This is a genomic window from Bacteroidota bacterium, from assembly GCA_039714315.1.
In the GTDB taxonomy this organism is placed as follows: domain Bacteria; phylum Bacteroidota; class Bacteroidia; order Flavobacteriales; family JADGDT01; genus JADGDT01.
This window is the reverse complement of the sequence record JBDLJM010000076.1, coordinates 1-15504: the sequence shown is the minus strand read 5'-3', so window position 1 is coordinate 15504 and position 15504 is coordinate 1. Positions and strand designations below refer to the sequence as shown.

Sequence of the window (15504 nt, the reverse complement as noted above, 5' to 3'; positions counted from 1 at the left end):
GTCAACTTTACCCCCTCATCCAATTGATTATTCATTAATGAGAAATAAATGCAGTAAACCATAGATTGAATCGGTCCAACCAAACGCTTTATATAATTTCCTTCCCAAAAATATGACTTGACCCTAATCTACGACCCAGGAAACTTCAATAATAATTTAATGTACAACTTGTAAAGAGCTTTCCTTTAGCCCCCGATCTGATCTCTTCTATCCTTCCTTGGAAATTTTTTCTTCCCAGTCGAGATATTCATTCCACCAGTCGAGCATTTCAAGTTTAAGTTCTTCCATTCGGTCTTCAGAGATATTTTCTTCATATTCTTGAACAATTTTGAAAGAGTAACCTAACTTTCCCTCTACAATCTCAGCCAATAATCTTGGAGATTGTGTATGCAGGATAAACTCATTTATACTATCGTTATCGACCGGATTCTCCGCTAATAGAAATTTTGAGATCATAATTATATATTTTTTATTTATTTCCGTCAAACAAACGACTCTGTAATATACTGAAAGCGCGTTAGCCGTGGGCGAAACGGCAGCTCGCAGGCAGTAAATATTATTGAATCACAGTTTTTAAGAGCGATTTTATGAGCTCCTTAAAAACTATTAAACAGGCAGGTAATTTTAAATACAAACTTCAAAATGAAAAATATTTACTGCCTGCGACTATAGTGGAGCACGCGAACAGCTCCTGAAAAAACTACTCCTGACTTACCTGCATCAATACAGGTACAATCTGTTTTTTTCGCGAAACCACACCTTTAAGCCATGCTCTGTTATCAGTGAGCTTCAACTTAAAAGCATTTTCTACTAAATCAGAAGAATTACCCAGCACAATTACCTCTGAACCCTTATTCAATATATCGGTTATAACCAAAATCATCACATCATAGCCATTATCCAGAATCATTGAATTCATTATTGTTTCCAGACTGTCTTTTTCCACTAACAGTCCGTTTACATCAACGGTATTTACCTGCGACAATGCTGTTTTATAGTTACCCATGGTAAACTCCTTCATATCCATGGTAATGATTTCCTCCGGTGATTTATCAGTTAAAGTAGCCCCGGCAACAAGTAAATCCATGCCATATTTTTGATAGTCAATCTCAGCTATTTCAGCCAATTCTTTAGCTACCTGCACATCGCGTTTAGTAGTTGTAGGAGATTTAAAAAGCAATGTATCAGACAGAATAGCACTCAGCATAAGTCCGGCATTTTGTTTGTCCGGCACCTTGTTTGCCTCCTGATACAACCTGTACACGATGGTCGAAGTACAACCAACACTTTCGGCTCTGATCATCAATGGCTCGGCTGTATCTAAATTTCCAAATTTATGATGGTCAACAACTTCGAGTATGCGGGCAGTTTCTATTCCGTCAACCGACTGCTCCTTCTCATTATGATCGACCAGAATTACATTGATACGGGCCACATTCATAAGGTGCTTATTTCTTATTGTACTGAATACCTCCCCATGCTCGTTAACAACCGGAAAATTTGTCTGATCAGATTCCTTCATCATACTTTGCACATCAGCAATGTAGTCGGTAGTTCTGAAATGATAAAAAGGAGTATTGCTTAAAATTGAGTGTACAGAAACTGAATGCGACATTAATTTAAATGCCTTAAAGATCCCCAACCCTGTTTGAATAATAGGAGTCTTAATATCTTCAAATTTGTGATTTATCTTTTCTTTACTACAAACCACGCACAATGATGCATTTAAATCATCTATACTTTTATCAATCCTTGTTACTTCCGAAGTTATTACTACACCTGAACTACCTTCGGTATGAGCTTCTAAAAGGCCTCTTAAATACCCTCTAACCCTTCCCTTTGGCATTTTTCCGTTGATAATCTTTGCATCCAAAGAGCTAATTATATTTTCATATGTAGTATAATGCCTGTCAAAGAGATCCTTGGTACTCATTTCAAGATATGCATTTGCAATTTGTGATACATGTAAAAGTGACTCAAGCTTATTTTCAGAATTTATTACCGGTAAACTTGAATGCTTCTGTTTGGTTAAAATTTCCATGGCTGTAACCAGAGTATCACTTTCCTTAATTACGGCCTTATTTCCTGATTTAATATCACCCAGTGTTGGTTTAACAGTTGTAAGCAGATCAGGTTCATCAGCCCCAAAATAATTTAGTGCAAACTGAGTTTCCTTATTTAAACTTCCAAGCCGAACGGCCTTAGTATTTTTTCCTAAAATATTATTGAGATTAGAATATGCAATTGCAGAACATATAGAGTCGGTATCGGGGTTTTTATGACCAAAAATTAATGTCTTCTCTTTCATTGTTAAGGCTCTTTATTTTCAAGGAACACAAAGGTACGAAAAAGTTAAGCTCATGAAATTGTAAAACAATTAATATCAACAACATTGAATTACTCTCAACAAATTAAGTACAAGGATTTCGGGAAATAATATTTACAAAAAAAACGTGAATCCGTGACGTTAAAGGTCACGGATTCACGTTTTCACGCATTAAAAAACTATACAATAATATTATGATTCAAATTCTTTCCACGCCAAAGCTGCTGCACCCAAAACTGCTGCGTGCCCCTCATCGAGCTGGGAAAGTTGTAATTTCACTTTATTTTTAAAAATGTGAAGCAGACTTTCCTCCATAGAACTTTCTGTCGGCTCAAGAATCAAATCTCCTGCATTTGCTAAACCTCCAAACAAGAATATTGCTTCAGGGCTTCCGTTGGCTATAAAATCGGCTAAAGCCTCTCCCAACACCTTTCCGGTTTCGCGGAATATTTCTCGTGCTATATGATCTCCATTTTGTGCAGCCTCATAAATTTTAAATGATGTTAATTCATCATAAGAGTATTTAGAAAGTAACGTTTCCTGATTTCTGTCGGCCATTACTTCGAAAGCAGTTCTCTTAATTCCGGTTGCTGAAGCATAAGTTTCCAAACATCCTCTGCGACCACATCCACATAAACGACCATTTTTCTCCACTATAACGTGACCAAGCTCTCCTGCAAACCCGTCATGACCATAAACTAATTCTCCATTAACAACAATACCACTTCCCAATCCTGTTCCAAGCGTTATAATAATGAAGTTTTTCATCCCTTTGGCTCCACCGAATATCATTTCACCAATAGCGGCAGCATTTGCATCGTTTGTAAGAACGGCAGGAACACCAAATTTTTCAGACATCATTTTTGTAACCTCAATAACACCTTTCCACCTAAGGTTAGGGGCAAACTCTATGGTTCCTTTATAATAATTTCCGTTAGGAGCGCCTATTCCAATTCCTATAATATCAAATTTCTCACTTGAATCCGACTTAGCTTTTTCCACTACATCATACAAAGCACTTAAAAACTCCTCAAATGTATCTCCAACAAGTGTAGACATTGAAGTTTCCAAGAACACCTTTCCCTCCTTATCTACAAAACCAATCTGTGTATTTGTTCCTCCAATATCTATTCCAATACCAACTTTTTTCATAATATATATAACTTCTTTATTAGTTTTAATAATCGGTGCAACTATTGAATAGAAGCACCAACCCTGTCCTAAAACAGAACTAAGTGTACATAGTACATTTAGTTTTAGTGCTTCCAAATTTACAAAAACAATCCATGTAATAATAAATAATTTTTATAAATAAGAAAAAATTGGCTACCAGACTGTTGTACAGCGAAAAAGCCTCAATCACTGTTATTTATTTCAGTAATTCTATGAATGAATAAACCAGATTCTTCATGTAATTTATACACCGGAATAATACATGTAATACATATCCTACACGCAAATAATAGAGACTGTTATTTATGTCGTGCTAATCATGTAATTAAACGCGTTACATTGTTTAATTGTCGAATTGCATTAAAGTGGTATTACTAAAGTGTTAACTTTAACAAACAATATCTAAATACTTTTTTTATGATAAAACAAATTACATTCCTGTCATTTTTATTAATGATTGTTTTGGCTCCGCTAAATGGCCAGACAATAGAAAAACTTGATAAAAAAGGATATCATGCCTCATTTGCAGATGAAAATAACATCCTTATAACAAATAACAATTATAAAGGACTGGAACTTTACAACCTAGTAAGTAAAGAAGAAGTGGTTCTCTCAACCGAATTAAAATCGGGAAAAGACGTATACACGGAAAACAAGCAGATTCATTTTACTTTAAAACAGGGTGTTGTTGCATCCGACTTCGAAGGGAACATAAACAGTTTAACAGTACCCAAAAAGAGTTTTTCGGCAAAAGAAACAGCTTTATCTGAACTTAATACAAGTAAGTTAGCAGAGGAAACAACAATTTTGTTTGTAAAATCTGTCAACAAGCTTACCGCACTGGAAATATACTTTTCAAATGGTAGCACAAAAATTATTTCACCATTAATGGAAGGCGCACGTTATTTAAAATCAGAAGTTTCACCCGACGGGAAGAACATATTGATTAAGCAATACGGTGGAAATGGATATGTAATCAATGCTGACGGAAAAATCCTCGTGGATTTGGGTTATATGGAGCGCCCAAAATGGTCGGATACTAATCATATAGTTTATCAGGTTACAAAGGATGATGGGGAAATTATTACTGATTCTGATGTATACGAAATAAACACCGGAAATAAAGAGGTAAGGAATCTAACTATTGAATTTAATGGTATTGCAATGGAGCCTTCACCAAGTCCAAACGGAGATAAATTGATTTTTAATACTCCTGAAGGGGAATTATACATAATCAAAAAGTAATTTCTAAGTGTTTATTATCAATCAGTGATTAATATTATGAGAAAGAATTTATATAAGCTAATAATGGTATTTCCCCTATTGGCTACACTTTCATTAAAAGCACAAATACCGGGTGATTTACCGCAATTATTGGCCGACAAAGCTATTTGTATCGATCCGGGGCATGGCGGGTACGGAAGTGATGACCGTAAGACAGATATAGGATACGGTCTTACATATTGGGAGTCCGAAGGAAATTTCAATACAGCGAACTACCTGTATGCTAATTTAGAAGCTCTTGGATGCGATGTAAGTATTACGCGGATTACAAACGAATATGATGCAGATGACGCCGGGTATACCTATGGAGATCCCTCAATAGCAGATAGGGTAGCCTTCAGCGAGGAAATGGAGGCTGATTTTTTTCATTCTGTACATACAAATGGAGTAGATAATAACCCAAGTATTAACTATCATTTAATGCTTTACGCATCACTTGACAAAGACCATAGAAAAACAGCTCAGTTTCCCTTGGCTAAAGAAATGGCTGATATTATGAGTGTTGATTTGCCAAAGGTAGTATATACAACTTCAGCAAAAGTATATGCCGATTTGGATTTTCAGCCTACCTGGAGCTCAGGATATGGAATACTGAATGGGTCGTCAGTTCCTGCCGTAATATCTGAAGCATCTTTTCACTCTAATCCTGAAGAAGGGAGAAGACTTCACAGCGACATGTATCAACAGGCAATGGCAATGCAGATGATGAAGTCACACCTAAAACTATTAGGAACCTCAGGATCTATAAACTATGGAGAAATTAAAGGTATCGTTGAATCAGCTGCCCCCGAAGATCTCAATGGAGTAACAGTTAAAGCATCCAAAGATGACACTTTAGTTAGGGAGGTTACAACTGATAACGGATACAATGGTTATTACTTTATGGGCTGGATGGAGCCGGGAGATTATAAGCTTGAGTTTTCTAAAGATGGAAGTGTTTTGAAAACAGAAACAGTTACCGTAGTAAAAATGGAGGATATTGTTGAGCAATTATCAATTCCAATTCAGGTGACCATCAATAATATACTAAGCAATTTAGACGGTTCCATTAACTTCGACTGGGAACCTCTAAGAGGTAACTACGTGGGATACAGAATTTATTATAGCGAAGATCCTGCCCTTCAAAATTGGAAATTAGCCTTGGATGAAGATAAATTAACCGAATCAGTTTCAGGTTATACTTGCAAGACTAGTGATTTTATTAACTCACCTTCAAATACAACATTGTTCTTTAAAATTGTTGGAGTGAATAAAAATGACACAGAAGAGCTTGAAGGTCCAACATCTAAAGTATTCTCTACATTTTCAAATGAAAGTGGTCTTAATATTCTTCTTGTTGATGGTTTCGACAGAATGACAGGTACTAATTCAGGGGGAAGACATACTTTGACAGCAAAATATACAAGTGGACTTTCCAATATAAGTATTATAGGTACAGTTTCCTCTGTTGATAATAGCAGTATTATTTCCGGAAGTGTAATCATGAATGATTACGAGCTTGTAATCTGGATCTCAGGAGAAGAATCTACAGCCGATGAAACATTCTCTTCAGCCGAACAGATAAAAGTGAAAGATTATCTGGAAAACGGTGGTAATTTTATTGTATCAGGTGCTGAAATAGGATGGGATTTAGACCATACCAGTTCCAGTCATACACCTACAGCTGCAGATATGGCATTTTATTCTGATTATTTAAAAGCCGAATACAAATCGGACGGAGGTGCTACTTATGGCACTTCTGATGGTATTGAAGGAACAATTTTTGAGGGATTAAGTATCGCTTTTAATAACGCAGATGGCTGGGAAATAAAATATCCCGACGGTATAGCTCCTGCAGGCGGAGCAGAAAAATTAATGGATTTTAGTAATGGAGATGGTTACAGTTCCGCTATTGGCTACAAAGGTACATTTGGAACTTCATCAGCAGATGGAGGGCTTATATACTATTCATTTCCTCTTGGTGCTGCAGTTCAGTCTGACAACGAATTGTTACTTAATAAATCATTTGAGTATTTCTACGGTGATTTGATGGCTATAGATGATTGGACAGCAATTAACCTCTCAACTTACCCGAATCCTGCAAGTGACAAACTCACAATAACAGGACTTGAGAATAAAGAAGCTTATCAGATTGAATTATTTTCAACTGTAGGCAGTTTGGTTTACAGTAAATATGTTACGATTAAATCCGGTGAACATAATATAAACACATCAGGCTTAGAAAGCGGAGTTTACATACTTCGCATAAGTAATCAAAACGGCTCGGTTTCAACGAAAATATTGAAAAACTAAACATATAGTACTTTAACAAATCACAAGGGCTATCAGATTTCATTATTCTGATAGTCTTTTTTGTTTCAAAAAGTATTTTTATTATAAATAATTGTACTTTTGCAGGCTGAAACAGAGCCTCCTTATATTACATTGATAATTAGGCAACAACTGTTTTTTCATTGTTTTACAAAAGAGAATAAAAGATGTATAGATCGCATAATTGTGGAGAATTAAATATTTCGAATGTTGGTGAGAAAGTTGTTTTAAGTGGATGGGTTCAAAAATCGAGGGACCTTGGAGCAATGGCTTTTATTGATTTACGTGACAGATATGGGATAACACAATTAGCATTTTCGGAAGAGAAAAATGCTGAACTGATGAGCGCCGGACAGAAACTGGGACGTGAGTTTGTCATCCAGGTTGAAGGAATCGTAATAGAAAGGGCTTCTAAAAACAAGAAAATACCAACAGGTGAAATAGAAATAGAAGTTAGTGATCTAAAAACATTGAATAAGTCTGAGATACCACCATTTACTATCGAAGATGAAACTGATGGAGGAGAAGATATCAGAATGAAATATCGTTATTTGGATATCAGAAGAAAACCAATCAGAAACAATCTTGTTCTTCGTCACAAGGTATCAATGGAAGTTAGAAACTACCTTTCTAATGTTGACTTCTTAGAAGTGGAAACTCCATATCTTATAAAATCAACTCCCGAGGGAGCGCGTGATTTCATTGTACCTTCGAGAATGAATGAAGGAGAGTTTTACGCCTTGCCGCAGTCGCCACAAACATTTAAGCAATTGCTAATGATTGGTGGTGTTGACAAATATTTTCAGATTGTAAAATGTTTCCGCGATGAGGATTTAAGAGCCGATCGCCAGCCGGAATTTACTCAGATCGACTGTGAGATGTCGTTTGTTAAGCAGGATGATATTCTTGGAGTGTTCGAAGGCCTTACAAGTCATTTGCTGAAAAAGATCAATGGTGTTGATGTTGGTGAATTCCCCAGAATGGATTACGCCGATGCGATGAAATTATACGGAACAGATAAGCCTGACATTCGTTTCGATATGAAGTTCGGTGAACTTAATGAAGTTGCGAAAAACAAAGGATTTAAAGTATTCGATGATCAGGAACTGGTTGTTGGTATTTCTGTTCCCGGTTGTGCAAACTATACGCGTAAACAACTTGATAAATTGATCGATTGGGTTAAGCGTCCGCAAATTGGAGCTACAGGACTAATCTGGGCAAAACACAACGAAGACGGATCTTTTAAATCGTCGGTAGACAAATTTTTCGATCAGGAAGCATTGGCTCAATGGTCGGAGAAATTAAATTCAAAACCGGGTGATTTGATGCTGGTAATGGCAGGAGGAATTGATAAAACAAGAAAGGCTCTAGGAGAACTTCGCTTGTATATGGCAGAATCTTTAGGCATGAGAAACCCTGAGGAATTTGCTCCTTTATGGGTTGTTGACTTCCCTCTTTTAGAATGGGATGAAGAATCAGAAAGATACCATGCAATGCACCACCCGTTTACATCACCAAAGGCAGAAGACATACACTTATTGAATACCGAACCGGGAAAAGTACGTGCAAATGCATATGATTTGGTAATGAACGGAAGTGAAATTGGCGGAGGTTCTATTAGAATTCACGATAAGAGCACTCAGGAAACAATGTTCTCTCATCTTGGATTTACAGAAGAAGAAGCTAAAAAACAATTTGGTTTCCTTATGGATGCTTTCCAGTATGGAGCACCTCCTCACGGCGGTATAGCATTCGGGCTTGACAGATTAGTAGCTATTATGGGTGGAGAAGAAGTTATTCGTGACTTTATTGCTTTCCCTAAAAACAACTCGGGAAGAGATGTAATGATCGATTCTCCGGCAACTGTCTCTGAAGAACAATTAGAAGACCTGAACTTAAGAATAGAAATCAAAAAATAAATTTTGCGTCATTTAAAGAGCAAAAATAGAGCCTGACTTCTGATAGTCAGGCTCTATTTGCTCTCTAAACAACGGTTGTTATTTTAGAAATACAGAATTACAGTTATGACGAAGCCAACGTCAGTGTTTGGAAGGTTTTTAGTTTGGAGGCTTAAGCATATTCAAAACAGGGAATTCATTTATATTCTCAGTATCATTATAGGTTTAGCAACAGGATTAGTTGCTATTCTATTAAAAAATATCACCCATCTTATTCAGGAGGCAATTCATCATGACTCAATTGGTGAATATACCAGCTATTTTTATTTCATCATTCCATTAATTGGACTGATATTAACTTATCTGTCAATAAAGTATATTGTGCGCAATGATGTTAGCCACGGTATTCCTTCTACATTATATTCTATATCAAAACGCGATGGAATTATTAGACGATTCCAAATTTGGGGATCGGTATTAACATCTTCTTTAACTGTTGGATTTGGTGGTTCGGTAGGTCTAGAAGGACCAACGGTAGCTACGGGAGCTGCTATAGGTTCAAATATAGCCCGTACATTTCATTTAGGACCAAAAGCCAGAGTAATTTTATTAAGTGCAGCAGCAGCAGGTGCTATGTCGGCAATTTTTAAAGTACCAATTGCCTCTATCATTTTTGTTGTAGAAGTTTTTAGTTTAGACTTAACTCTTACATCACTTATTCCTCTTTTGCTGGCATCAGTTTCGGCAGTACTAACATCTTATTTTTTAATTGGCGACGCATATATACTGGAATTTACCTTCAAAGATAAATTTGTTTTAGCAGATACGCCCTGGATAATCTTCTTAGGAGTATTAGCAGGAGTAGTTTCTATATATTTTACTGAAGTTTATCAGAAAATAGGAAATTTCTTTGACGGGATGGAGAGTCAATGGAAAAGGGTCTTTTTGGGAGGACTTCTATTAGGCGTTTTGATTTTTATTATTCCTCCACTTTATGGAGAAGGGTTTGACGTAATCAATAGTTTGCTTGCAGGAGAATCGCCGGAATATCTTTATCACAGCAGATTAGAAAGCTTTTTACCGGTTGATTGGGCAATAATTGTTCTATTACTTGGACTTATGATTTTCAAAATTGTAGCTGCTGCATTAACATTCGGGGCTAAGGGAGTTGGTGGTATTTTTGTGCCGGTTTTGTTTATGGGCAGTGTTTTAGGAAACGTAAGCGCCAGAATAATAAATCTTTCGTCATTAGGGGTACATGTTTCAGAAACAAATTTCACTCTAATGGGAATGACAGGAATTGTTGCCGGAGTATTGCATGCTCCACTTACAGCTGTTTTCCTTATTGCCGAACTTACCGGAGGATACAAGCTGTTTACCCCTTTAATTATTGTTTCGGCAATATCGTATGCAATGACCAAAATGTTTGTTTCGCACTCAGTTTACCATCACGAATTGGCAAAAAAAGGCCACCTTATTACTCATAATAAAGATCAGGCTGTGCTTACTTTAATGCAACTTGAAAGAGTTATAGAAACTAATTTTACTACAATAAATCCTGATATGAGTTTAGGTGAATTAATTCAGGATGTAATTCGCCATTCGAAAAGAAATATGTTTCCCGTTCTTGATAATTCAGAACAACTAGTGGGTGTTTTATATATCGATGATATTAGAACAATTATGTTTGATAGTAAGATCTACGAAAATACCTTCGTAAAAACATATATGAAACAGCCCGAAGAAATAATTTTCATGGATGAAGATGATATGACCAGGGTAATGAAGAAATTTAGCGAAAGTGGTATGTGGAATATTCCGGTGGTTGACAAAGAGAAATACAGAGGATTTGTATCCCGATCAAAAGTATTAACTGTTTATAGACGTAAATTAATAGAATTTGCCGGATAATTCATATTTTTGAACTAAGTATAGGTAAAAAATACAATTAAACAGTGCACCTGCCTTTTGGCTGACAGACTGATAACTTTGAATTATACATTAACAGTAAATGGCTAAACCTACATCATTACTTGGTAAATTTCTAATTTGGCGGGTAAAACATATTTCCAATCAGAGATTCATTTACATTTTGAGTGCTCTAATTGGTATTACTTCAGGGCTTGGAGCTGTTGCACTAAAAAACGGAACTCACCTGATTCAAAGCTTGTTGCACGGAGAACTGATAAAACATTATCATAATTATTATTATTTTATCTTTCCGACAATAGGTTTAGTCCTCACATATCTTATAATTAGGTTTGTAGTAAAAAACCCTGTCGGTCACGGTATTCCATCCACCTTATACGCAATATCAAAGCGTAAAGGGATAATGAGGAGGTATCAAATGCTCGGCTCTATACTTACAGCTCCGTTAACTGTTGGTTTTGGTGGATCTGTAGGACTGGAGGGGCCTACCGTAGCTACCGGTTCTGCAATAGGTTCGAATATTGCAAGGATGTTTCATATGAACCCCAAAACAAGGGTTATGCTATTAGGTGCTGCTGCTGCAGGCGCCATGTCGGCAATTTTCAAAGCCCCTATTGCTGCTATAGTTTTTGCGGTTGAAGTTTTTAGCCTTGATCTTACTCTGGTTTCACTGGTTCCATTGTTAATAGCATCGGTATCAGCAATTGTAACGTCCTATTTGTTTTTGGGTAATGATATCATCCTGCATTTCAAACTCGAAGATCATTTCATTATTGGAGATCTTCCAATGTTTGTATTTTTAGGAATTGCAGCAGCCTTTACCTCTATCTACTTTTCAACGGTATATTTTAAAATTGGAGAATATTTCGATTCTATCAACAGTCAGGCAAAAAGAATTATTATTGGAGGAATAGTAATAGGTGTTATTATTTTCGTCATTCCTCCACTCTACGGTGAGGGATTTCAGGTAATAAATGAGTTATTACAAGGAAAAGTACCGTCTTCGTTAGAAACATTTTACTTCAAAGAGCACCTTTCTAATCAATGGATTGTTATTGCTCTTTTAGCCGGACTGGTTGTCTTTAAAATTATCGCTACAGCTACTACATTTGGTGCCGGTGGTGTTGGCGGTATTTTTGCACCAACTCTTTTCATGGGAAGCATTATGGGGAACGTTATTGCGAGAATAATTAATTTATTGCCTTTGGGAATAGAAGTATCTGTTACAAACTTTACTCTGGTAGGAATGACCGGATTAATGGCAGGAGTTCTACACGCACCGCTGACAGCAATATTTCTTATAGCTGAACTCACCGGTGGATACGAGCTGTTTGTACCATTGATGCTTACCTCGCTAATATCTTTCACTATTGCTAAACGTTTTGTTCCCCATTCGGTATATCACCGCGAATTAGCTAAAAAAGGACAGTTAATTACACACGACAAAGATAAAGCAGTTCTAACCTTAATGGACCTGGATAGAGTTGTGGAAACTAATTTCACCTCTGTACATTCCGAAATGTCACTTGGCGATATGGTACACAATGTAGTATCGCAGTCAAAAAGAAATATTTTCCCTGTGATAAATGACGAAAATGAGCTCCTGGGAATAATTTCTCTGGACGATATAAGACAGATAATGTTTGATTATAAAATATACGAAACCACTTTTGTACGCACATTTATGCATAATCCGCCCGAAGTTATTAGAGCAGAACAAAACACTATGGCCGATGTTATGCGTAAATTTCAGGATAGCGGTGCGTGGAATATTCCGGTTGTTAAAAATGGAAAATATGCAGGTTTTGTATCTAAATCAAAACTACTTACTGTATATCGCCGAAAACTAATTGAGGTTTCGGGACAATAACAGGTATTTAACGAGGGTTTCGCCGGAAGAGAAGCCCACACCGGGCTATTTTTTTTAATTTCTCCTTATATCATCAATTATTATCTACCCTAAAGAGTTAACTTCTAAAATTCTTACAAGTATTTTCATATTCTTATATTCATAGTCGATAATTTATCTAATTATCATCAATATTATTGAATCCTGATATTTATCACATCGAAATAGATCACCCCGAATTGTTTAATCAAAGGCATTTCGTTAAATTCGTTGCTCAAATTTTATAAACTTATTCAAATGAGCGATAAAGCATCAAAAATAATATGGACAAAGATTGATGAAGCACCGGCTTTAGCAACATATTCTTTGCTTCCAATAGTACAGGCTTTTACCAAAAATACCGGAATTAAAGTTGAAACTAAAGACATTTCTCTGCCGGGTAGAATTCTGGCTACATTCCCCGAAAAACTAACAGAGGATCAAAAAATAACAGATAATCTTGCTGCCCTTGGTGATTTGGTAAAAAAACCGGAAGCAAACATCATAAAACTTCCAAATATATCAGCATCCATTCCACAGTTACAGGCTGCCATAGCCGAGCTTCAGGAAAAAGGATACAACATACCAAACTACCCTGAAGATGCTAAAACTGATGAAGAAAAAGAACTCCAAAAACGTTTTGCAAAGGTATTGGGTAGTGCAGTGAACCCGGTTCTTCGTGAAGGAAATTCTGACCGTCGTGCTGCAAATGCAGTAAAAGAATATGCCAAAAAGAACCCGCATCGTATGAAGGAATGGTCGGCCGGTTCAAAAGCACATGTTGCATATATGAACGATGGTGATTTTTATGGAAGTGAGAAATCAACAACTGTTACTAAAGCCGGAGATGTAAAAATTGAGTTTGTTGACAAAAACGGAAATGCAACAATCTTAAAAGAAAAAACAGCTCTTTTAGAAGATGAGATCATTGACACTTCGGTAATCAATGTTAGAAAATTACGTAATTTTTATCAGGAACAGATCGACGATGCTAAGGCTAAAGACGTTCTTTTATCATTACACCTAAAGGCTACTATGATGAAGGTGTCCGACCCTATTATGTTCGGACATGCGGTTGAAGTTTATTACAAAGATGTATTCGAAAAACACGCTGAAGTAATTGCTGAACTAGGAGTAAATGTAAACAATGGTCTTGGCGATCTATATGCTAAAATAGAGAAGCTACCTGCTGATAAAAAAGCGGAAATAGAAGCTGATATCATGGAGGTTTATAAAACAAATCCCGAGTTGGCCATGGTAGACTCTGACAATGGAATTACAAACCTTCACGTGCCTAACAATGTAATTATCGATGCTTCAATGCCTGTTGTAGTTCGCGATGGAGGAAAAATGTGGGGTCCTGATGGCAAACTTAAAGACACAAAAGCTGTGATACCGGACAGGTGTTATGCTACTATGTATCAGGAAACAATCGAAGACTGTCAGCGTAACGGAGCGTTTAATGCTTCTACAATGGGATCGGTTGCCAACGTTGGACTTATGGCTCAAAAAGCCGAAGAATACGGTTCTCATGATAAAACATTCGAAGCTCAGTCCGAAGGTGTTATTCGTGTAGTTGATGCAACCGGAAAGGTGCTTTTACAGCAGGATGTTGAAAAAGGTGATATCTTCAGAATGTCGCAGGCAAAAGATGCACCAATTCAGGATTGGGTTAAGCTGGCTGTAAACAGAGCGAAAGCTACAAATACTCCGGCAATTTTCTGGCTCGATGAAAAAAGAGGTCACGATGCCGAAATAATCAAAAAAGCAGAAAAATATTTAAAAGATCACGATACAGCAGGACTGGATATAAGAATTCTTTCTCCTGTTGATGCTATGAAATTCTCATTAGAAAGAATCAGAAAAGGTGAAGATACTATCTCGGTAACAGGAAATGTACTCCGTGATTATCTCACTGATTTATTCCCGATTCTGGAGCTTGCTTCAAGTTCAAAAATGTTGTCGATAGTTCCATTGATGCAGGGTGGCGGATTGTTCGAAACAGGTGCCGGAGGTTCAGCTCCTAAACACGTTCAGCAATTCAATAAAGAAGGTCACTTGCGTTGGGATTCTCTTGGCGAATTCCTTGCATTGGGAGTTTCATTAGAACATATCGCAAATGCCGATGGTAATGAAAAAGCTGCTGTATTAGCAAAAACAATCGATAATGCCACTGCTAAATTCTTAGACAACAGAAAGGCACCATCGCGTAAAGTTAATGAGCTTGACAACAGAGGAAGTCATTTCTACTGGGCAATGTATTGGGCAGAAGCATTGGCAGCACAATCGGAAGATAAAGAACTTCAGGCTAAATTTACTCCAATAGCAAAACAACTAGCCGATAATGAGCAGAAAATTGTAGATGAACTTAACGCTGCACAAGGTTCTAAAGTAGACATCGGAGGCTACTTTATGCCTAACGATGAATTGGCATCGAAGGCTATGCGTCCGAGTGTTACATTTAATGCTATTGTAGATTCATTGTAGTATTTAGACATAATAAAAACATCCTCTTAGTTTTTACCTTTAACTTAGAGGGTGTTTTTTAGGACTAGTCATTATAAGTACTACGACTATGTTAAGATGAGACAATGGGGTTCCGATATAGTACAGAAGGTCATTTAGTGGATCAAGTTCGTTTTCTGGGGAGTCTTAAAAAATCAGGCATAAAGTTTACATAATCTGAACAAGAAAAA

General features: G+C 36.7%; 9 protein-coding genes. 6 read left to right on the top strand and 3 right to left on the bottom strand.

The annotated features are described in order from the left end of the window. Window positions 1–207: 207 nt before the first annotated feature. The 3 genes from ABFR62_08765 to ABFR62_08755 form a co-directional block, all read right to left on the bottom strand. Entirely contained in the window at window positions 208–456 is a 249-nt protein-coding gene (locus tag ABFR62_08765; protein ID MEN8138513.1) for a hypothetical protein, read from the bottom strand. A 244-nt stretch (window positions 457–700) separates the two neighbouring features. Beyond that, a complete protein-coding gene (locus ABFR62_08760) occupies window positions 701–2308 on the bottom strand; it encodes a putative manganese-dependent inorganic diphosphatase (protein ID MEN8138512.1) in 1608 nt (535 codons plus the stop codon). A 210-nt stretch (window positions 2309–2518) separates the two neighbouring features. Further along, window positions 2519–3478 carry an ROK family protein gene (locus ABFR62_08755; protein ID MEN8138511.1) on the bottom strand — a complete coding sequence of 320 codons (960 nt, stop codon included), beginning with the start codon at window positions 3476–3478 and terminating at the stop codon, window positions 2519–2521. A gap of 438 nt (window positions 3479–3916) precedes the next feature. On the opposite strand from ABFR62_08755, the gene ABFR62_08750 reads away from it, so the two are divergent. From ABFR62_08750 to ABFR62_08725, 6 genes are all read left to right on the top strand, one after another. Next, a complete protein-coding gene (locus tag ABFR62_08750) occupies window positions 3917–4744 on the top strand; it encodes a hypothetical protein (GenBank protein MEN8138510.1) in 828 nt (275 codons plus the stop codon). Between the two features lie 36 nt (window positions 4745–4780). Further along, a complete protein-coding gene (locus tag ABFR62_08745; protein MEN8138509.1) occupies window positions 4781–7075 on the top strand; it encodes an N-acetylmuramoyl-L-alanine amidase in 2295 nt (764 codons plus the stop codon). Window positions 7076–7260: 185 nt separating this feature from the next. Continuing rightward, window positions 7261–9012 (top strand): aspartate--tRNA ligase, encoded by a 1752-nt coding sequence (aspS, locus tag ABFR62_08740; protein ID MEN8138508.1) that lies wholly within the window; start codon window positions 7261–7263, stop codon window positions 9010–9012. Between the two features lie 105 nt (window positions 9013–9117). Then, entirely contained in the window at window positions 9118–10902 is a 1785-nt protein-coding gene (locus ABFR62_08735; GenBank protein ID MEN8138507.1) for a chloride channel protein, read from the top strand. Between the two features lie 100 nt (window positions 10903–11002). Further along, entirely contained in the window at window positions 11003–12790 is a 1788-nt protein-coding gene (locus tag ABFR62_08730; GenBank protein ID MEN8138506.1) for a chloride channel protein, read from the top strand. Between the two features lie 276 nt (window positions 12791–13066). Beyond that, the gene (locus tag ABFR62_08725) at window positions 13067–15295 is read left to right on the top strand and encodes an NADP-dependent isocitrate dehydrogenase (GenBank protein ID MEN8138505.1); all 2229 of its coding nucleotides are present in this window, start codon (window positions 13067–13069) and stop codon (window positions 15293–15295) included. Window positions 15296–15504 lie beyond the last annotated feature (209 nt).

Excerpts from the sequence above, each read along its gene's own strand:
- ABFR62_08745 (MEN8138509.1), top strand. The coding sequence starts at position 4,781 with ATGAGAAAGAATTTATATAAGCTAATAATGGTATTTCCCCTATTGGCT.
- ABFR62_08755 (MEN8138511.1), bottom strand. The coding sequence starts at position 3,478 with ATGAAAAAAGTTGGTATTGGAATAGATATTGGAGGAACAAATACACAG.
- ABFR62_08760 (MEN8138512.1), bottom strand. The coding sequence starts at position 2,308 with ATGAAAGAGAAGACATTAATTTTTGGTCATAAAAACCCCGATACCGAC.
- ABFR62_08725 (MEN8138505.1), top strand. The coding sequence starts at position 13,067 with ATGAGCGATAAAGCATCAAAAATAATATGGACAAAGATTGATGAAGCA.
- ABFR62_08750 (MEN8138510.1), top strand. The coding sequence starts at position 3,917 with ATGATAAAACAAATTACATTCCTGTCATTTTTATTAATGATTGTTTTG.
- ABFR62_08735 (MEN8138507.1), top strand. The coding sequence starts at position 9,118 with ATGACGAAGCCAACGTCAGTGTTTGGAAGGTTTTTAGTTTGGAGGCTT.
- ABFR62_08765 (MEN8138513.1), bottom strand. The coding sequence starts at position 456 with ATGATCTCAAAATTTCTATTAGCGGAGAATCCGGTCGATAACGATAGT.
- ABFR62_08730 (MEN8138506.1), top strand. The coding sequence starts at position 11,003 with ATGGCTAAACCTACATCATTACTTGGTAAATTTCTAATTTGGCGGGTA.
- aspS (MEN8138508.1), top strand. The coding sequence starts at position 7,261 with ATGTATAGATCGCATAATTGTGGAGAATTAAATATTTCGAATGTTGGT.